Origin of the sequence: Halalkalicoccus subterraneus (genome assembly GCF_003697815.1) — an archaeon.
GTDB lineage: Archaea > Halobacteriota > Halobacteria > Halobacteriales > Halalkalicoccaceae > Halalkalicoccus > Halalkalicoccus subterraneus.
Window position 1 is genome coordinate 42037 of the sequence record NZ_RDQG01000018.1, and the last position, 17635, is coordinate 59671.

At 65.1% G+C, this 17635-nt stretch carries 19 protein-coding genes; 9 read left to right on the forward strand and 10 right to left on the reverse strand.

Annotation, left to right across the window (positions count from 1 at the left end; genetic code table 11):
* Positions 1-47 precede the first annotated feature (47 nt).
* Positions 48-719 carry a helix-turn-helix domain-containing protein gene (locus EAO80_RS05100; protein ID WP_122088857.1) on the reverse strand — a complete coding sequence of 224 codons (672 nt, stop codon included), beginning with the start codon at positions 717-719 and terminating at the stop codon, positions 48-50.
* 27 nt (positions 720-746) lie between these two features.
* Entirely contained in the window at positions 747-887 is a 141-nt protein-coding gene (locus EAO80_RS19520; RefSeq protein ID WP_162993898.1) for a hypothetical protein, read from the reverse strand.
* A 29-nt stretch (positions 888-916) separates the two neighbouring features.
* Here EAO80_RS19520 and EAO80_RS05105 point away from each other — a divergent pair, with 29 nt between their 5' ends.
* From EAO80_RS05105 to EAO80_RS05125, 5 genes are all read left to right on the forward strand, one after another.
* Entirely contained in the window at positions 917-1099 is a 183-nt protein-coding gene (locus tag EAO80_RS05105; RefSeq protein WP_122088858.1) for a hypothetical protein, read from the forward strand.
* Between the two features lie 328 nt (positions 1100-1427).
* Complete coding sequence (deoC, locus tag EAO80_RS05110) at positions 1428-2063, forward strand: deoxyribose-phosphate aldolase (protein WP_122088859.1); 636 nt, start codon at positions 1428-1430, stop codon at positions 2061-2063.
* A gap of 188 nt (positions 2064-2251) precedes the next feature.
* A complete protein-coding gene (locus EAO80_RS05115; protein ID WP_122088860.1) occupies positions 2252-4510 on the forward strand; it encodes an amino acid permease in 2259 nt (752 codons plus the stop codon).
* Positions 4511-4604: 94 nt separating this feature from the next.
* Complete coding sequence (locus EAO80_RS05120) at positions 4605-6416, forward strand: formate/nitrite transporter family protein (RefSeq protein WP_122088861.1); 1812 nt, start codon at positions 4605-4607, stop codon at positions 6414-6416.
* 46 nt (positions 6417-6462) lie between these two features.
* Positions 6463-7707, forward strand: a complete 1245-nt coding sequence (locus EAO80_RS05125; protein WP_122088862.1) for a tRNA (N(6)-L-threonylcarbamoyladenosine(37)-C(2))-methylthiotransferase — start codon at positions 6463-6465, stop codon at positions 7705-7707.
* An 8-nt stretch (positions 7708-7715) separates the two neighbouring features.
* Here EAO80_RS05125 and EAO80_RS05130 read toward each other — a convergent pair whose 3' ends face one another.
* The 3 genes from EAO80_RS05130 to EAO80_RS05140 are packed head-to-tail and all read right to left on the reverse strand — an operon-like array spanning position 7716 to position 10132.
* Positions 7716-8588: a mechanosensitive ion channel family protein gene (locus EAO80_RS05130; protein WP_122088901.1), complete on the reverse strand. Its 873-nt coding sequence runs from the start codon at positions 8586-8588 to the stop codon at positions 7716-7718.
* A gap of 51 nt (positions 8589-8639) precedes the next feature.
* Positions 8640-9560, reverse strand: coding sequence for a cation diffusion facilitator family transporter (locus EAO80_RS05135; protein ID WP_122088863.1), 921 nt, complete (start codon positions 9558-9560; stop codon positions 8640-8642).
* 38 nt (positions 9561-9598) lie between these two features.
* The gene (locus EAO80_RS05140; protein WP_122088864.1) at positions 9599-10132 is read right to left on the reverse strand and encodes an HIT family protein; all 534 of its coding nucleotides are present in this window, start codon (positions 10130-10132) and stop codon (positions 9599-9601) included.
* Positions 10133-10242: 110 nt separating this feature from the next.
* Between EAO80_RS05140 and EAO80_RS05145 the strand changes: the two genes are divergently transcribed.
* Positions 10243-10443, forward strand: a complete 201-nt coding sequence (locus EAO80_RS05145; protein WP_122088865.1) for a DUF7835 family putative zinc beta-ribbon protein — start codon at positions 10243-10245, stop codon at positions 10441-10443.
* A gap of 67 nt (positions 10444-10510) precedes the next feature.
* On the opposite strand, the gene map is transcribed toward EAO80_RS05145, so the two are convergent.
* Positions 10511-11410 carry a type II methionyl aminopeptidase gene (gene map, locus EAO80_RS05150; RefSeq protein ID WP_122088866.1) on the reverse strand — a complete coding sequence of 300 codons (900 nt, stop codon included), beginning with the start codon at positions 11408-11410 and terminating at the stop codon, positions 10511-10513.
* Between the two features lie 228 nt (positions 11411-11638).
* Positions 11639-12535 carry an isoaspartyl peptidase/L-asparaginase gene (locus tag EAO80_RS05155; RefSeq protein ID WP_122088867.1) on the reverse strand — a complete coding sequence of 299 codons (897 nt, stop codon included), beginning with the start codon at positions 12533-12535 and terminating at the stop codon, positions 11639-11641.
* A 222-nt stretch (positions 12536-12757) separates the two neighbouring features.
* On the opposite strand from EAO80_RS05155, the gene EAO80_RS05160 reads away from it, so the two are divergent.
* From EAO80_RS05160 to icd, 3 genes are all read left to right on the forward strand, one after another.
* Positions 12758-13444 carry a hypothetical protein gene (locus EAO80_RS05160; RefSeq protein ID WP_122088868.1) on the forward strand — a complete coding sequence of 229 codons (687 nt, stop codon included), beginning with the start codon at positions 12758-12760 and terminating at the stop codon, positions 13442-13444.
* Positions 13441-13839, forward strand: coding sequence for a hypothetical protein (locus tag EAO80_RS05165; RefSeq protein WP_122088869.1), 399 nt, complete (start codon positions 13441-13443; stop codon positions 13837-13839). Before EAO80_RS05160 ends, EAO80_RS05165 begins: the two co-directional genes overlap by 4 nt.
* A 75-nt stretch (positions 13840-13914) precedes the next feature.
* Positions 13915-15174 (forward strand): isocitrate dehydrogenase (NADP(+)), encoded by a 1260-nt coding sequence (gene icd, locus EAO80_RS05170; protein WP_122088870.1) that lies wholly within the window; start codon positions 13915-13917, stop codon positions 15172-15174.
* 146 nt (positions 15175-15320) lie between these two features.
* On the opposite strand, the gene EAO80_RS05175 is transcribed toward icd, so the two are convergent.
* The 3 genes from EAO80_RS05175 to EAO80_RS05185 form a co-directional block, all read right to left on the reverse strand.
* Positions 15321-16163: an alpha/beta fold hydrolase gene (locus tag EAO80_RS05175; protein WP_122088871.1), complete on the reverse strand. Its 843-nt coding sequence runs from the start codon at positions 16161-16163 to the stop codon at positions 15321-15323.
* Positions 16164-16268: 105 nt separating this feature from the next.
* Positions 16269-17195, reverse strand: a complete 927-nt coding sequence (gene gvpN / locus EAO80_RS05180) for a gas vesicle protein GvpN (protein ID WP_245998462.1) — start codon at positions 17193-17195, stop codon at positions 16269-16271.
* A gap of 82 nt (positions 17196-17277) precedes the next feature.
* Positions 17278-17610: a cupin domain-containing protein gene (locus EAO80_RS05185; RefSeq protein ID WP_122088873.1), complete on the reverse strand. Its 333-nt coding sequence runs from the start codon at positions 17608-17610 to the stop codon at positions 17278-17280.
* Positions 17611-17635: the final 25 nt, after the last annotated feature.

Below are 17635 nucleotides of genomic sequence, written 5' to 3' on the forward strand. Positions count from 1 at the left end.
GGTCTCGCCCGGGTGTCGGCGTGGCCACGATCGGGACGCCATCCCGCTCACGTCGAGGAGTTCCCGTCGATGCTGGCGGCGATGTACTCCTCGCCGAGCGTTCTGGTCGCTCGCCGGAGTCGTTCGATGACCGCCTGATCTGAAATGTCGAGTTCCTCGGCGAGCTCCGCGGTCGTCGTCTCGCGCGGGATGGAGTAGTAGCTCCGCGAGATCGCGAGATCCAGCGCCTCGCGCTGGACGGCCGACAGCCCGTCCCGCGGATCGGGTATCGGCCGCCTCGTCCGGGAAACCCGCTGGATCCTGAGATCGATTCCCTCCTCGTCGACCTGCCTCCGGAACGCCTTCAGCGCGTCGTGGGACGGAAACAGGAGATCGAACTGCCAGCGGTCGCCGTCCTTGACACCGCTTAGAACCGTCGCGTTGGGGTCCCCGATCGATCGATAGAACGAGTCGAACTTCCGGGTCCACTCGACGGCGTAACACCCGACGTCTTCCTCGCGGTTGATGATGACAACGGACGCAACCGCCGGGTGTTCTCGGAGGCGCTCTGCGAACGTCTCGTAGTCGTGCTCCCGGTCGTGGACCTCGAGCAGCGGCATGACGACATCGCCGAGTGGCACGGCCGACTGCAGCTCGACGTGGACCCCGTCGATCGACTCGATCACTCTCCCGAGGTCGAACTCGGAAGCGGGCAGATCGATCGTCAAAACGACGCTCATAATCCCATGTCTACTGGGACGGGGCGGTCACGCAACCGCGTGGCGGTTGCCCACGCCGGCCTTCATGAGTCCGGTTCGAGGGTTGCCTCTCCGTCCCTCGAACCGGATCGGCCGCCGAGCGATCGCCGAGGCAATCGAGACTCGTGGGTGATATACCAAGTCGGTCATTCATCGTCTTCGAGCCGTTACGTACTGGTGTGCACTACTTCGAAAACTACTGTGCGGAGTGCGACTGGGCGGCGAGCACGGAGGAACTCGCCTCGCGCTCCGAGGTCGGGAACGCGGCCGTTGCTCACCATGTCGAGTCGGGCCACGAGATCGACTCGCGCTCGCTCACGTTTCCGGCCTCCGGCTCCTCGCTTCGCTCCACATCGCACTAGGGAACTCGCCCGCCTCAATGCGGCCAGCCACCGACCCCATCCGCGAAGGGGCGACTCCATCCCCACGATCACGTATATGGGTGGCATACCAACTCCGCTGACTATCGGTCGTCGGGTGCTATCGACGGCATCGAGACATCCGACGAGGACCATTGCTCGGAGGAGCTAGACCGGCGCTGGGTCTGTCCTTCGAGTCGGCCAACCGCAACGAGGTCCCCCATCCAGACCACTCGGGTCTGTCGGTACGAGGAGTGGCCCGGTCTGGAGGTGTTCTGCGTACGGCTCGCCGATCGGTAGCCTATTTTACGCTCGGGCGTCATCCCCCGCCATGGACAAGGCGGCCTTCGCGGCAGCGATCGACCACACCGTCCTCGGCCCCGAAACGACCCGGGAAGACGTACTCCGAGTCGTCGAGGAGGCCAGCGAACACGGGATGAACGCCTGTATCCCGCCGTGCTACGTCGAGGTCGCAAGCGAACACGCTTCCGGAGTGACCCTCGCGACGGTCGTTGGCTTCCCACACGGACAGAACATGCCTGAGATCAAGCGCCGAGAAGGCGTCAAAGCGTGGAAGGCGGGGGCGGACGAACTCGACGTGGTCTGCAATCGCGGATTCCTGCTCGGCGGGGAGTCCGAGCAGTTCCGCGACGAACTCGCGGAGCTCGTCGCGGCGGTCCCGGTGCCGGTGAAGGTGATCGTCGAGGCGAGCGAACTCGCCGAAACCGAGCTCAGGCGGGCGGCCGAACTCGCCGTCGAGGCCGACGCCACGATGCTCAAGACCTCGACGGGCTTCGCCGAGGGTGGAGCCCGCATCGAGGACGTCGAGGTACTCGCGGAGTACCTCCCCGTGAAGGCGAGCGGCGGGATCGGGGATTACGACACTGCGCGCGCGATGCTCGAAGCGGGTGCCGAGCGGATCGGCGCCTCCTCGGGGGTCGCGCTGGTCGAGGGGTTTCCCGAGTAAGCGAGGACGGTGCGGGGCTCGGGTGCCGACCGGCGGGCCCGCCGAGCGGCCGTCGAACGACTAGCCGGGTTCGAACGTGTTAAGGAGCCACTGCGAAAAGGGGCTACCATGTCATCGTCTTCGAGTTATGCGGATCGGAAACGCGATAGCACAGGCGATAGCGTCCATCCGAGCGGCTACGCGCGGTAATGGCCGACGAAGAACTGGCCAAGGACCTCGGTCTTCTGTCGGCGCTGACGATCGGGATCGGGACGATGATCGGTGCGGGTATTTTCGTCCTGCCGGGAGCGGCGGTCAGCGACGCCGGCCCGCTCGCGGCCGGCTCGTTCGTTCTCGGTGGCGTCATCGCGCTGTTCACCGCGCTGTCGGCAAGCGAACTCGGGACGGCGATGCCGAAAGCGGGCGGCGCGTACTTCTACGTCAACCGGGCGCTCGGGCCGCTGTTCGGCTCGATCGCCGGCTGGGGTAACTGGATCGGGCTCACCTTTGCCTCCGCCTTTTACATGTTCGGCTTCGGCGAGTACGTCGCCGCGTTCGTCGCTGTCCCCGGGATCTCGCTCGGCCCGCTCGCGCTGGCGGGTCCGGAGATCATCGCGCTGCTCGGTGCGGTGTTCTTCACCACCGTCAACTACGTCGGCGCAAAGGAGACGGGCAAACTCCAGAACGTCATCGTCGGCGTTCTGGTCCTGATACTCGCAGTGTTTACCCTCTTCGGCGTGTTGAACGCCGACCTCCAGACGCTGCGGCCGATCGCCCCGGAGGGCTTTTCGGCCCTACTTCCGGTCACGGGGCTGATCTTCGTCTCCTATCTGGGGTTCGTCCAGATCACCTCGGTTGCAGAGGAGATCAAGAACCCCGGGAAGAACCTCCCGATCGCCATCGTCGGCAGCGTCGTGATCGTGACCACGATCTACGCGCTGGTGTTGGTGGTCGTGCTCGCGGCGGTGCCGAACGAGATCGTCGCCGGCAACGACACCGCCGTCGTGCAGGTCGCGAAGATCCTCATCGGCCCGGTCGGCGCGGGCGCGATGTTGCTCGGGGGACTGCTCGCGACGGCCTCCTCCGCGAACGCCTCGATCCTCTCGTCGTCGCGGATCAACTTCGCGATGGGGCGCGACAGGCTCGTCAGCCCGAAGCTCAACGACATCCACGGGAAGTTCGGGACGCCGTATCGCTCGATCGCGATCACCGGCGGGTTGATCGTGCTCTTCATCGTCGTCGGCAACCTCGAACTGCTCTCGACGGCCAGCAGCGTGTTGCATTTGGTGGTCTACGGGCTGTTGAACGTCGCGTTGATCGTCATGCGCGAGGCCCACCCCCCCGAGTACGATCCCGACTTCAGGGTCCCGTTATACCCGATCACGCCCATAGTCGGGGCCGTGCTCTCGTTCGCGCTGATCGGCTTCATCGACCCGACCGTGATCGTCCTCTGTGCCGTGTTCGTCGCCCTCGCGGCGCTCTGGTATCTGGCATACGCCCGCACCCGGACCGAGTCCGAGGGCGTCCTCTCGGAGTACGTCCGCTCTCGCTCCGAGGAGATGCCCGACGCGGCCGTCTCGGCCGCAGAGAGCGTCAAACCCGAATCCACGGACTACCGGGTGCTCGTGCCGGTCTCGAACCCCCGGACCGAGGAGAACCTCATCACGCTCGGGAGCACCGTCGCGAAAGCGAACGGGGGGACGGTCCACGCCGTTCACATCGTGCAGGTGCCCGATCAGGTGCCGCTGTCGGCCGCAACCGATCATATCGATGAACTCGACGCCAGTTCGACGACGCTACTCGACCAGGCCCGCGAGAACGCCGAGACCTTCGGCGTGCCGGTCGAGACCCACACGCTCGTTTCCCACCGCGGCTTCGAGGAGGTCTTCGAGGCGGCCCAGACCTACGAGGCGGACGTGACGATCATGGGCTGGGGCGGCGGCGGCGACGACTGGGTGACCGGCCGCGTCGAAAGCACGTTCGACGAACTCGCCCACGACCTCCCCTGTGACTTCCTCGTCCTGAAGGACCGCGGACTGGACACGGACCGGGTGCTCGTCCCCACCGCGGGCGGTCCGGACTCGGATCTGAGCGCCGAGGTCGCCCGGAACCTGCGCGACGGGGAGGGAGCGGAGGTCTCCCTGCTGTACGTCGTCGACGGCCCCGAGGAGCGCGAGGAGGGCGAGGCGTTCCTCACGGAGTGGGCCACCGACCACGACCTCGACGACGCGGAGGTGCTGATCGACGAGTCGGGCGACGTCGAGGGAGCGATCGAACGGGCGGCGACGGACCACACGCTCGTGATCATCGGGGCGACCGAGCGCGGCCTGCTCTCGCGACTGGTGCGGGGATCGCTCGCCTACGACGTGATCGACGAGGTCGAGTGCTCCGTGCTGCTCGCAGAACGCCCCTCGAAGCGCTCGATCCGCGAGCGACTCTTCGGTTCCGGCTCCGACGCCGAGAACTGACCGGGTCGCCGTCCCCGTTCCAGAACTAAACGAACGATGATTATCGTCGAATCAAAAGCCAACGGCTTAGTTCCTCTACGAGGTGGATCGAACCATGAGCGACTCCGATCGTCCCAACGACGGTGACGCCGTTCGGGACGCGGTCGAGCGGTCCAGAAGCGGCGCTCCGGCGGCCGGTGCGGTCGTGCGCGACCGCTTCTCGGCGGACGAGGTGTTCCAGCGGATCGTCGTCGTCGCGGACGAGGAGATCACCTCGGGGAACCGGGAGCTGTTCTTCAGCGCCCTCGCGGCGGGCTTTGCGATCACGATCACCTTCCTGCTGTACTCGACGATGACCGCCACCACGGGCGGTCATCCGATACTGAGTGCACTGTTGTACCCGCTGGGATTCATCTACATCATCATCGGCGGCTACCAGCTCTACACCGAGAACACGCTCCCGCCGGTGGCGTTGACGTTGGAGCGCCTGATTAGCATCCCGCAGCTGTTGCGCCACTGGACGATCGTGCTCGTCGGGAACTTCACCGGCGGGGCGGCCGGTGCGGCCGTTCTGGCGTGGGGCGGCGTCTTCTCCCCCGAGGCGGCGGCCGCCGCGATGAGCCACGCCGAACACGGCCTCGAGACGAGCGTCTCGGCGCTGTTCTTCAAGGCCGCCTTTGCCGGGCTGATCGTCGCCGGCGTGGTCTGGGTGGTGTACGCCTCCCGGGACACGATCTCCCGGCTCGTGGTCGTCTATCTGGCCTTCCTCTCGATCCCGCTCGGGGACCTGTTTCACGTCGTCGTCTCCTTCACCGAGATGCTGTACATGGTCTTTTCCGGCGAACTCGCCCTTCTCACCGGGTTGTTCACGTTCGTTCTGCCGGTGTTGCTCGGGAACACGCTCGGCGGGATCGCGCTGGTGACGGTGGTGAACTACTTCCAGACCACCGAACAGCGCCTCGAGTCGGTTCGGTTCGAGGGAGCCGATCGCCAGCTCTCACCTCGGGAATGGGCCTTCGGCGGTCTCAGGGGTCGCTCGTACGTTCCGATGGTCGATACCACCGACCCGGTCGTCCGCGACGACTCCTACCGGATCGTGGTTCCGATCGCGAACCCGCGAACCGAATCACAGATCATCGAACTCGCCTGTGCCCTCGCGAGCCGCAAGGAGAACGCGACCGTCCACGCGGTCCACATCATCCAAACGCCCGGCCGGGGATCGCCGGACTACGGCTCTACCCAGCGCGGACGGATCGTCGAGCGCTCCGAGGAGCAGATGGAGACCCTCTGGGACACCATCGAGGGATACGACGTCGGGTGTGAGACCTCGACGATCGTTTCCAAGCGGTCGTTCGAGGAGATCTTCACGGTCGCCGGACGCGAGAACGCGGACCTCGTGTTGATGGGCGGTGAAGACAACCAGCTGTGGACCGCCGCCAGGGCCGAGCGCACGCTCAGCGAACTGACCAGCCGGCTGCCCTGTGACTTCCTCGTCCTGAAGGATCGCGGGCGGGACGCCTCGCGGATCCTCCTGCCGACCGCGGGCGGTCCGGACTCGGATCTGAGCGCCGAGGTCGCCGCCACGTTCCGGGAGACGATCGGTTCGGAGGTCACGCTGTTGCACGTCGTCGACGGCGAGGACGAGCGTGCGGCCGGCGAGCAGTTCCTCGCCGATTGGGCAGCCGAGCACGACCTGGGGGACGCCGAGTTCATCGTCGACGAGTCGGGCGACGTCGAGGACGCGATCGGTCGGGCCGCGGCCGACCACACGATGGTGTTGATCGGGGCGACCGAGCGGGGCCTGCTCTCACGACTCGTGACCGGTTCGTTGCACTTCGACGTGCTCAACGAGGTCGACTGCTCGCTGTTGCTCGCCGAGCGCCCCAGCGGACGGGGCGTCCTCGCGCGGCTGTTCGGTCGACGATAGGGACGCGATCCGTCGGGCTTTTCTCTTTTCGGCGGCTTTCCCCTTCATGGTCCGGTACCACATCGAGACATACGGCTGTACCTCCAATCGGGGTGAGAGCCGCGCCATCGAGTCCGCGCTGCGCGACGCCGGCCACTACCGGGCCGAAGGCCCAGACGAGGCGGACGTCACCATCCTCAACACCTGCACCGTCGTCGAGAAGACCGAGACCAACATGCTCCGGCGCGCGAGGGAGCTAGAGGACGAGACCGCCGACCTGATCGTCACGGGCTGTATGGCGCTGGCCCAGGGCGAGGAGTTCGCGGATATCGACGCCCGCGTGATGCACTGGGACGAGGTGCCTCAGGCGGCATTGAACGGCGAGTGTCCCACGCCCGGGCCGGGCGTCGACCCCGTTCTCGATGGCGTCGTCGGGATCCTCCCGATCGCTCGGGGTTGCATGTCGAACTGCTCGTACTGCATCACCAAGCACGCCACGGGTAGAGTCGACTCGCCGAGCATCGAGGAGAACGTCGAGAAGGCCCGGGCGCTGGTCCACGCCGGCGCGAAGGAGCTACGGATCACCGGTCAGGACACGGGAGTGTACGGTTGGGACGAAGGCGAGCGGAAGCTTCCAGAACTCCTCGAGCGGGTCTGCGACATCGAGGGCGAGTTCCGGGTTCGACTGGGGATGGCCAATCCGGGGGGTATCCACGGCATCCACGAGGAACTCGCCGAGGTCTTCGCCGAGAACGAGAAGCTCTACGACTTCATCCACGCGCCGGTCCAGTCGGGAAGCGACGAGGTCCTCGAGGAGATGCGCCGCCAACACAGGGTCGAGAAGTTCAGGGAGGTCGTCGACACCTTCGACCGGGAGCTCGACTACTGGACGCTTTCGACGGACTTCATCGTCGGCTTCCCGACAGAGACCGAGGCGGATCACGACCAGAGCATGGAACTCCTCCGAGAGACCCGCCCCGAGAAGGTCAACGTCACCCGGTTCTCGAAGCGCCCCAAGACCGACGCCGCCGACATGAAAGGGCTGGGCGGGCAGACCAAGAAGGACCGTTCGAAGGCGATGAGCGAGCTCAAGAGGGAGATCGTCGGCGAGGTCTATGAAGGGATGGTCGGCGATACCCGTAAAGTTCTCTGTGTCGAGCAGGGCACCGGCGACTCGGTGAAGTGTCGCGATTCGGCCTACCGACAGGTGATCGTACAGAACGCCTCAGAATACGGGATCGAACCCGGCGACTTCCTTGAGACGGAGATCACCGCAAGCCAGACGATGTACGCGTTCGGTAACCCGGTCTGAGTCGGGTCCTATCGCCCATCTCGACTGGGTGGACCGCCTCCCCGTAGTTCGACACCGATCTCGCCGTCGAGTTCCGTCGGCGCCGCTCCATCGAGGTCGATCCTGGCATCGTGGAGGCGCGTCGTGACCTCGCGGGCGTACTCAGAGCGCACGCGCGCGAACGACTCGCGTGTCGGATCGCCGATCCAGATCCGGGCCGAGAGCCGTACCGGCCCGCCGATACCGACGATTCTGACCGAGGGTTCGGGCGTATCGAGCACGTCAGGGTGTTCCTCGGCCGCGCTCACGAGCACCGAGACGGCGGCTTCGAGGTCCGCCCCGTGGCCGAGTTCGAGCGGGAGTTCGATTCGAAGGCGGTCGTTCAGTACGGGGTTGACGACAGTCGTCGTCGTGAGTGCGGCGTTCGGGACGGTGACGATCTCGTTGTCGAACGTGCGCACGCGGGTCGCGCGGAAGTCGATGTCCTCGATGATCCCCTCGCCGCCCTCCCAGCGGATCCAGTCGCCGATGTTGAACTTCGGGTCCGTGACGATGAAGACGCCGCTGACGACGTTGCCGACGACGTCCTGGGCGGCGAAGCCGAGCGCGACCGTCAACGCCGCGACGACGAGCGCCGAGCGATCCAGCAGGTAGCCGAGTCCAGCGACCCATAGTCCGGTAACGATACTTGCGACGACCACGGCGACCGCGAGCACCTGCTGGAGGCCCCGTCGGAGCGTCGGCTCCGTGCCCCGCAGATCCATCAGATATCTCGCCGCGGGTTCGACGACGGCCCGACCGAACGCGTACACCAGCGCGAACGTGAGGAGGAACGTCGCGACGTTGCTCAGGAGGGTCGCGTACGTCGACAGCAATTCGACGAGGCGAGGCGCTACGAACACGGCTCCTCCGAGGGGACGAACGCCCACAAACCTTCGCTTGGCACGCGACCCTCAGTCGTTCTCGAACTCCAACAGCTTATCGGCCGCCTCGTCGTCCTTCCACTCGCCGAGCTCCTTCGGGTCGATGTGGACGAACACGTCGTCGATCTCCTGGAGGTCGCGGATCGTCTCGACGATCTCGCTTTCGATCTCGTGGGCCTCGAGCAGGGTGCGCTCGCCCTCGACCTCGATGTGCAACGAGACGTCGATCTCGGGGCCGACGTAGTGGGCGACGACGTCGTGGACGCCCTTGACGTCGGGATGGGCGATCGTCTGACGGACGATCTCGGCGTGGAGGTCCTCCGGGGGCGCACGCCCGATGAGGTAGTCGACGTTGTCCCGCAGGACCTCCCAGCCGGTGTAGAAGACACCGATCGAAACGACCGCGGCGGCCAACGGGTCGAGGATCGGATACCCCGCACGGGCGCCGAGGACGCCGACGAGCGCCGCGACGACCGTCAGCACGTCGTTCCGGCTGTCGAGCCCGGTCGCGACGAGCGCCGGCGAGTTGTACTCGTCGCCGACCCGGAGACAGTACCGGTAGAGCCCGACCTTCACGGCGCCGGCCGCGACCAGGACGACGACCGCGGTGGGTCCCGTCGCGATACGAATGTCACCGCTGTAGAGTGCGCTGACGGCTCCCCAGAGGATCGCCCCGGCGGCGGCGAAGATCGCGATAGCGATAAACAGTGAAACCAGCGGCTCGATGCGCTCGTGACCGTGGGGGTGGTCGGTATCCGGCGGCTGGGTCGTCAGGTACAGTCCCGCGAGGATGACGAAACTATAGATCACGTCACTGAGGCTGTTGACCGCCTCCGACCCGACCGCGAGGCTCCCGGTCCGGTGCCAGACGAACGCCTTCGCGACGACGAGCCCCAGGTTCGCCCCGAGGATCAGAAAACCCACCCTGCGCACCGCCGCGGCCCGGTTCACATCGGGGGTTCACATCGGGCGGGTAAATGGCCTTCGGGCTACCCGAACCGAACGGCGCCCTCGCCGCTCGTATCGGCCCCGTCAAGCCCCGCGAAGGCGTCGTACAGTCGATCGTACGTCTCCTCTAGGGCCTGGACGATCACCTTCGTTTCGCCGATCACCGGCATGAAGTTCGTATCGCCCTCCCAGCGCGGGACGACGTGGGCGTGGAGGTGATCGTTGATCGACCCGCCCGCGCCTCGCCCGAGGTTGTAGCCCGCGTTGACCCCGTCGGGCGAGAAGGCCGCCTCGAACGCCTCGAAGGTCCGCTGTTTCAACCGGGAGTGGTCCAACAGTTGGTCCTCGGGCAGCGCGGTGTAGTCACCGGTGTGTCGGGTGGGGATCACCATCACGTGACCGGGATTATAGGGATAGTTGTTCAACAGAACGAACGCGTGCTCGTTGCGGGCGACGACGCGGTTCTCCCGGTCGTCGTCCTCGCCCTCGAACGCACAGAACACACATTCAGGCCCCTCCTCGGGTGTGTCGCGCTCGACCCACTCGATCCGCCACGGGGCAAACATCTGGTCCATGTCCCGGTGTCGGTCACCACGCTCTTAGTCCCTCCTTACTTCGCCCACACATATATTATTAACAATCTAAAAAAGATAGGTTTTTTTATGATTAGTTCCAATGACAGATAATGGCCGCCAAAGAACGGTCCCCCCAAACCACCCAGGAGCGCTGTATGACCTGCGATCGCGAGACCGAACACACCGTCTCACTGGAGATTCGTACAGAGGGTTCGAACCCCGAGACCAACCACTACTCGCGCGAACCGTACCGACTCACGCGGTGTCTCGGCTGTGGCGAACGCAGAAGCCAACGGATGAACAACGCCTGAACGGAGTTCGACCCGGGGTTGGTTTCGAGCCGTCGCTTCGCGAAACCTGTACCGAAACGTCCGGATCTCAGGTCCGCGTCGTTACTTCACAGCCGTCCTCGGTGACGATCAGGGTGTGTTCCTTCTGACTGACCAGCGTGTCGTCGTCCTCCTTGAGGACCGGATAGCCGTGGATGAGCCCCTGGGTCTTCAGACGCCGAAGCGCCATGCCCGGCCGGGAGCTATCGAGCCAGCGGGCGGCGAAGGGTAGGGTACGGAACTCCTCGGTGATCTGCTCTAAGGCCTCGCGTGCCCCCCGATCGCGCACCGAGCCGTCGTGTTCGAGCGCGAAGATCTCCTCGTCGCTTCCCTCCGTTACCTTGCCGCTGCCGTCCGTGGCGAAGGGCTCGATCGCGATCACGTCGCCGGCTTCGAGGGTGACGCCCTGTGAGACGGCCCGATTCGGGATGCTCGGCTCGGTGTGTTGGTCCCAGTGGCCGAGTCCATGTCCCGAGAGGTTGACGACGGGATTGAAACCGTAGCCGTCGATGGTCTCCTCGATCGCCCGTCCGAGCTCGCCGGTCTCGGCGCCCGGTTCCACGAGGTCAATCGCGGCTTCGAGCGCTTCGGCAGGCGCCTCGGTGAGTTCGTCGTGGCCCGCCAGGTCGATGGTGGTCGCGGTGTCGGCGAGCCAGCCGTCGACGTGGACGCCGATGTCGATGTTGATCAGCTCCTCGCCGAACGTCGAGTCGTCGCCCGCGCTCGGGGTCGCGTGGGCGGCCTCCTCGTCGATCGAGACGTTGACGGGGAAGGCGGGCTCGCCGCCGAGCTCGCGGATCCGGTCCTCGGCGTACTCCGCGACTTCGAGATGGCTCGCACCGACCTCGACCCGGTCGGCGGTCTCTTCCCGTACTTGCGCCAGGATCTCGCCGGCCTCGCGGTGTTTCTCGTGTGCCTCGCTCCCTAACTCGATACGGCTGCTGGGCATGGATGCGGTTCGGACGAGCGATCCAAAGCCCTTGCGTTGTCCGGTTCGGGGAACCGCGAATCGGAGAGCCGGTAGCGGTGCAGTGGCCGGCGCGAACGGGATCGCCGGAAGTGGCGATCCCGTTCGCGGGGCGGGGAAAGACTGGCTGACTCGGAAGCGGCGCGTAACCGCGCGCCGCGACTAGGCGTCCCTGAAGGAAATGAAAAGGGCGAGACTGACCCGCTAGGGTCAGTCGAGGGCTTTCGTTTGCATGACTTCACTGTTGTACGCGCTGCCCATCGCACCCTCGCGGTCGCAGACGATGATTCCCGCCGTCGAGCCCGTGAGTTCCGCGAACTCCTCGATGGCGCGGTCGGCCGCGGCCTGTGCGCTCGCGCCGTTCTCCAGGTGATCGACCGCGAGCCGTGAGAGGGTCACGCGGGCGATGTCCTCGCCCGCGCCGGTGGCACTCGCGCCGCCCGCGGGCGTACAGTAGAACCCGCTCCCGATCTGGGGGACGTCACCGACGCGTCCGGCGAGCGCGAGCCACCGCCCGCCGGTCGAGGTCGCCGCCGCGACGTGCTCGCCGTCGCTTGCGACCGCACCCACGGTGTCGTGATCCTTCGGATCACCCTCCAGCTCCCGTCCCTCGGGGTCCTCGGCGGTCTCGCCGAACCGGTCCTCGATCCAGGCGAGCTGTTCGCTCGGTCCGCCCGTCGGTGGTTCGAGATCCCCCCACCGCTCGTGCGTACGCGTGGATTGGAGGTCCTCCTCGACGCCGATCCCGTAGTCGGCGGCGAAGTCGACGGCATGAACCCCCGAAAGCAGGACGTGTGGGGTTTCTTCCATCACCGTGCGTGCGACCTCGACCGCGTGCGTCACGCCGGGCATCGAGCAGGCCGCACCCGCAGCGCGCTCGTCGGTCATGATCCCCGCGTCGGTGCGGACGATCCCGTCACTCTGGACCGCCCCGCCGATGCCGGCGTTGAACCGGGGCGACTCCTCGAGCGCACGGATCGCGGTACAGACCGCCTCGACCGCCGTCTCCGATTTAGCGCCCGCTCGCGCCGCCTCGTCGAGCACCGCCTGTCGCCGGCCGGGGTCGTGAGGGCTACTCCCGGCTCCGCCGTGAACGATGAGGTTCATGGTCCTGCGACCGATCCGACCGGCTTAGCACTACCCCTTTCCCATGAAACTATCAATAGATATATATCTACCAGATATGTATGTAAAAGTGAACGAAATTGTGCTGCGTCGACTCGACGCAGTCGTGCGGTTACCGGCGGGTAACTGACCACGGTTACCGAAATGTTCGCTGAGTTATATATGTACAATTCACCCAGCAATGCATGTACTCGGAGCCAACCCATGGAGACCCAACCACTCGAATCCACGTCCGACGCCCAGTTTGGAACGCCGACCGATGCCGAAGGTTACGACATCGACGCAGACTCGTTCGGCGAGACCGACGAAACCAGCCTCGCCGCGTTCATGGCTGAACAGACCTGTCTCGGTTTCATCTATCACGATCGCCGGGAGTACGAAGCCGCCGTCGAGGCGTTCTACCGCGTCGACCGCCACCAGTTCGCCCATCTCACCGACGAGGAGGCCTACGAGGCCGCGAAGGCACTGACGGACGCCTTCTGGGCGAAGGACGACGTCGAGCAGGGGTATATCGACGGTTCGGAGGTCGACCCCGCGCTCGACGACGCCGACTGGAGCCCCGTCGAGGAGGCGCTGATACGCCGTGCAGGGATAGTTGGCATGGACGAAGAATACGCCCCGAAAACCACCGAAGCGTGGCGAAACCACAAGACCGGTGGCGACTACTGGACGCCGACGATGGCCGCCCAGCGCTACGAGATCGCCGCGGCGATCGGCTCCTACCGGCAGAAGCCCAAATACGGTCGGTCGGGCTACGGCCACCTTACCACCCGCTATCTGACCGGCCTCGAACTCCACGACATGCACACGGAACGCCACTGGAAGGAGGCCGCGGAGGTCATGAAGACGTACTACGGCGAGATCCTCAGTGCCCAGGAGGCCGACCGATGAGCGCGAACGACCGCTCGTTCGACGAGAAAATCCTCGAGGCGAAAGCGCTGCTCGAGAACCACGACGACGGCGAGTACGAGGCGCTTTCGACGAGCGCGAAGGTGAACTACCAGGAAGCACTGGAGTTCCTCTCGCGCCTCGAATCCTCGCTCGAAACGGCTGAGACGGACGAGCGCGACTCGGACCGGACCTCGTCGATTCGGTCCACGCGAGCCGACGACGGCGAGGACACCGAGATCGAGTTCGACACCGATCTCGAATCGACGATGGGCGACGACGGCGACCGGGTCGGGCCCTTCGGCGGCGATGACGTGGTCGTCTACGACCCCAACGACGACGAGGGGTGGCTCTCGATGCGCTACGACGCGACGATCCCGCTCGAAACCATGCGCTGAACTGACGACCGGTCGATGGCTCCGAGCGCGAATACGCAGGTCTTTTACCGCCGTTTGCCGACCGTCTAGGTGATAATGAGCTACGACAAGGTCGAAGTCCCCGAAAAAGGCGACGCCATCGAATTCGATGGTGAGGAGCTTTCCGTCCCCGAAACACCCATCATTCCGATCATCTACGGCGACGGTATCGGCGTCGACGTCGCTCCCGCCGCTCAAACCGTACTGGAGGCCGCCGCCAACGCCACGGGACGCGACATCGCTTGGATGCGCGTCTACGCCGGCGAGGCCGCCAACGAACAGTACGGCGAAGGTACCCATCTCCCCGACGAGACCGTCGAGGCCTTCGAGCAGTTCCACGTCGGTATCAAGGGCCCGCTCACCACCCCCGTCGGCGCCGGCTTTCGCTCGCTGAACGTCTCGCTGCGCAAAAAGCTCGACCTGTATGCGAACGTCCGTCCCACGTATCACCTCAACGGCGTTCCCTCACCGGTCAAAAACCCCGAGCAGATGGACATGGTGTCGTTTCGCGAGAACACCGAGGACGTCTATGCCGGCATCGAGTGGGAGGCCGGTACCGACGAGTCCGAACAAGTCCGCGAGTTCGTCGAAGACCAGATGGGCTTCGATTCGACGATCCACGACGGGCCGGTCGGCATCGGCGTCAAGCCCATCAGCGAGTTCGGCACCAAACGCCTCGTCCGACGCGCGATCGACTACGCGTTGGAGAACGACCGCGATTCGGTGACGTTGGTCCATAAGGGCAACATCATGAAGTTCACCGAGGGCGCCTTCCGCGACTGGGGCTACGAGGTCGCAGAGGAGGAGTACGGCGACGAAGTCATCACCGAGGACACGCTGTGGGAGGAACAGGACGGCGAAGCACCGGAGGACACGCTGGTCGTCAACGACCGGATCGCGGACAACATGCTCCAGCAGATTCTGACCCGCACGGACCAGTACGACATCCTCGCGCTGCCGAACCTGAACGGCGACTACCTCTCGGACGCGTGTGGCGCCCAGATCGGTGGGCTCGGTATCGCTCCGGGCGCGAACTTCGGCGAGGGGCGCTGTCTCGCGGAACCCGTCCACGGGAGCGCTCCCAAGTACGCGGGTCAGGACAAGGTGAACCCGACGGCGATGATCCTTTCGGGTCGCCTGATGCTCGAGTATCTGGGCTGGGAGGACGCAGCGGATCTGGTGCGCGATGCGGTCGAGCAGACCATCGAGTCGGGGACGGTGACCTATGATCTGGAGCGCCAGATCGAGGGCGGCGAGAAGGTCGCGACCAGCGAGTTCGCCGACGCCATCGTCGAGAACATCGAGGAGCTGGCGTAACCAGTTCCGCAAGCAGTCGGACGCTTCTGCGTCTGATCGCATCGAAGAATTGACGTAGACAACTGTTCGCGCTCTCACGGTATCTCCGCGAGAACAAACTGCGTAACCAGTTTCTCTGGGCCCCGCGAGAAGCTCGAGAACAGTTCTCAGTCCGCCGTTATCAGTTCCCTGTCGGCGACGCTCGCCACGAACGCTTTCAGCCTCTCATTGAACTTTTCGGGCTCCTCCCAGAACGGGCTGTGTCCACTCTCCGCAAACGTTACGAGTTCGGAGTCGGGGATCTGCTCGTGTATCCACTCGCCCACCGGCCCGGGAAAGACCGCGCTGTGCTCGCCGTAGCAGAGCAGCGTCGGAACCGTAATCATCGGGAGGAATTCCCTGAAGTCCCGCGGAACCATGTCGTTCAACATCGCCGTCGCGACCGAGGTCGGCGTCAGCATCGTCCGAGCGTAGATCTCGGCGAGACGCTCCTCGGAGCGGAGCTCAGCGAAGAAGGCCTGGATGATCGGCTTGACTGCCCCGGAGCGGTTGGCCTCGATACCACTGACCAACCCGGCGAGCGCCTCCTCGGAGAATTCGCCCATGAGCGGGAATTCCCAGCCGTTGTCGGAGTAGAACTTCGGGGTTTGGTCGATCAGGCCGATCGCTCGAACCCGTTCGTCACCGATCTCATCGAGGTACGTCATGACGATCGGCACTCCCATCGACCAGCCGACGAGCGTCGCGTCATCCAGATCGAGCGACTCCATGAGGAATTCGAGATCCGCCGCGTAGCCCGAGAGGGTGTGGCCGTCGTCGGTCTTTCCCGAGAGCCCGTGGCCTCTGAGATCGTAGGTGACGAGGTGGTGATCCATCGCGAGCACGTCGGCGTTCTTCTGCCACCAGAACTCGGAGTCACCCGTCCAGCCGTGGACGAGTACGATCGTCTCGCCCTCGCCGCGTTCGTTGTAGTACAGCGATACACCATCCGGTGTCTCGATATGAGCCATACTATTATAATGATCGATAATTAGAAATACGTTTTCGTCTTTCCGGCGGAATGTTCGGCAGTGGATGTATGCAACGCCCGGCTAGGAACTCCGAGGTGGATCGGGTTAGCTCACTACGTCCTCGATCTCGTCGCGGATCTCCTCGACGTCTCCAAGCGATTCGGCCTTCGATCCGAGGACGTCGACACAGACCTCAACCAACTCGTCATCGCCGAACGCGACCAGCCCCTCAGCGATCATGACCGCCGCGCGGGTCCCGACGTGGAGTTCGAGGCGATCGCGGAGGTCACGGACGATGTCGACGACCTCCTCGATGGTCTCGTCGTCGAGGTCGTCGATACGTGCCGAGACGATCTCCATCTCGGTGTCTCGCTCGTAGTAATCGAGGTGGACGCCGATGAACCGGTCGAGTAGTGCGTCCTGCGGGCGGTGAACGCCGGCGTACTCCGTCGAATTCGAGGTGAAGATCGCGCGAAACTCGGGGTCGACCTCGACGATGCGGTCCTCGCCGCGCTGGCCGGGCCGATCGAGGACGCCCTCCTCGAACACCGAGAGGAGCACGTTGTGGGCGGCTGGTTTCGTCCGGGAGAACTCGTTGTAAACGAGCGTCGCGCCGTTTTGCACTGCGACCGAGAGCGGGTTGTCGACCCACCGGTCCCGGATGATCGACTTCTTCTTCATCACGCCCCTGACGAAGTTGTCCCGCTCTTTGTACTGGGCCTTGCCGGCGTGTTCGCCGACCAGCGAGCCCGTGTCGATCAGTTCGTCGCCGTTGACCCAGACGACGGGCTGGTCGCGGGCGGCCGCGATCGACAGCGCGAGTGCGGTCTTCCCACAGCCGGTCGGTCCGACGATGTGGACCGGCCGGGGCACGTCGAGCCACCCCCGAACGCGCTCCTGTATCGACTCGATCTCCTCGGTTTCGACGAACGAGCCGCCGATCGCCTCCTCGACGCTCGTCGGCGCGAACGTCGCACCGTCCTCCCCATGCTCCCGTACGAACCGATCGAGTTGGCGTTCTTCCTTGTCCATGGCTGTGTTCTCGACCATCCCCGCTGATGAACGTGTGGATCGATAGTCGGCCGGTGAACGGAAAAAGGGCTGTGCTTGCGCGCTACTCGGCCCAGTCGGGGTTCGACCGCGGTGGACTGAAAATATCGACGCCCCGGACGACGCTTTCTCCCCTGTTTTCCGCGCCGTGGAGCTCCTCGCCCGCGATGGCGTACGACTCGCCCGCACTCACCGTCCGCTCGCCGTCCTCCAGCAGGAAGGTCAACTCTCCCTCGTAGACGAAGCCCGTCTGCTCGTGGTGGTGGTCGTGTTTCGGCACGGTCGCGCCGGGCTCGAACTCGAAATGCTGGACGCTCATCTCCTCGCCCGCCGCGAGCTGCGCGAGGTGGACGTTCTCGACGGCTTCGGTCGTCTCCGACAGTGGGACACGCTCCATGCGACCGCCTCTCTCCCGAGGCGCT

Coding starts and splice junctions, on each gene's coding strand:
- EAO80_RS05100 (WP_122088857.1), bottom strand. CDS start 719: ATGAGCGTCGTTTTGACGATCGATCTGCCCGCTTCCGAGTTCGACCTC.
- EAO80_RS19520 (WP_162993898.1), bottom strand. CDS start 887: ATGACCGACTTGGTATATCACCCACGAGTCTCGATTGCCTCGGCGATC.
- deoC (WP_122088859.1), top strand. CDS start 1,428: ATGGACAAGGCGGCCTTCGCGGCAGCGATCGACCACACCGTCCTCGGC.
- EAO80_RS05115 (WP_122088860.1), top strand. CDS start 2,252: ATGGCCGACGAAGAACTGGCCAAGGACCTCGGTCTTCTGTCGGCGCTG.
- EAO80_RS05120 (WP_122088861.1), top strand. CDS start 4,605: ATGAGCGACTCCGATCGTCCCAACGACGGTGACGCCGTTCGGGACGCG.
- EAO80_RS05125 (WP_122088862.1), top strand. CDS start 6,463: ATGGTCCGGTACCACATCGAGACATACGGCTGTACCTCCAATCGGGGT.
- EAO80_RS05140 (WP_122088864.1), bottom strand. CDS start 10,132: ATGGACCAGATGTTTGCCCCGTGGCGGATCGAGTGGGTCGAGCGCGAC.
- EAO80_RS05145 (WP_122088865.1), top strand. CDS start 10,243: ATGGCCGCCAAAGAACGGTCCCCCCAAACCACCCAGGAGCGCTGTATG.
- map (WP_122088866.1), bottom strand. CDS start 11,410: ATGCCCAGCAGCCGTATCGAGTTAGGGAGCGAGGCACACGAGAAACAC.
- EAO80_RS05155 (WP_122088867.1), bottom strand. CDS start 12,535: ATGAACCTCATCGTTCACGGCGGAGCCGGGAGTAGCCCTCACGACCCC.
- EAO80_RS05160 (WP_122088868.1), top strand. CDS start 12,758: ATGGAGACCCAACCACTCGAATCCACGTCCGACGCCCAGTTTGGAACG.
- EAO80_RS05165 (WP_122088869.1), top strand. CDS start 13,441: ATGAGCGCGAACGACCGCTCGTTCGACGAGAAAATCCTCGAGGCGAAA.
- icd (WP_122088870.1), top strand. CDS start 13,915: ATGAGCTACGACAAGGTCGAAGTCCCCGAAAAAGGCGACGCCATCGAA.
- EAO80_RS05175 (WP_122088871.1), bottom strand. CDS start 16,163: ATGGCTCATATCGAGACACCGGATGGTGTATCGCTGTACTACAACGAA.
- gvpN (WP_245998462.1), bottom strand. CDS start 17,195: ATGGACAAGGAAGAACGCCAACTCGATCGGTTCGTACGGGAGCATGGG.
- EAO80_RS05185 (WP_122088873.1), bottom strand. CDS start 17,610: ATGGAGCGTGTCCCACTGTCGGAGACGACCGAAGCCGTCGAGAACGTC.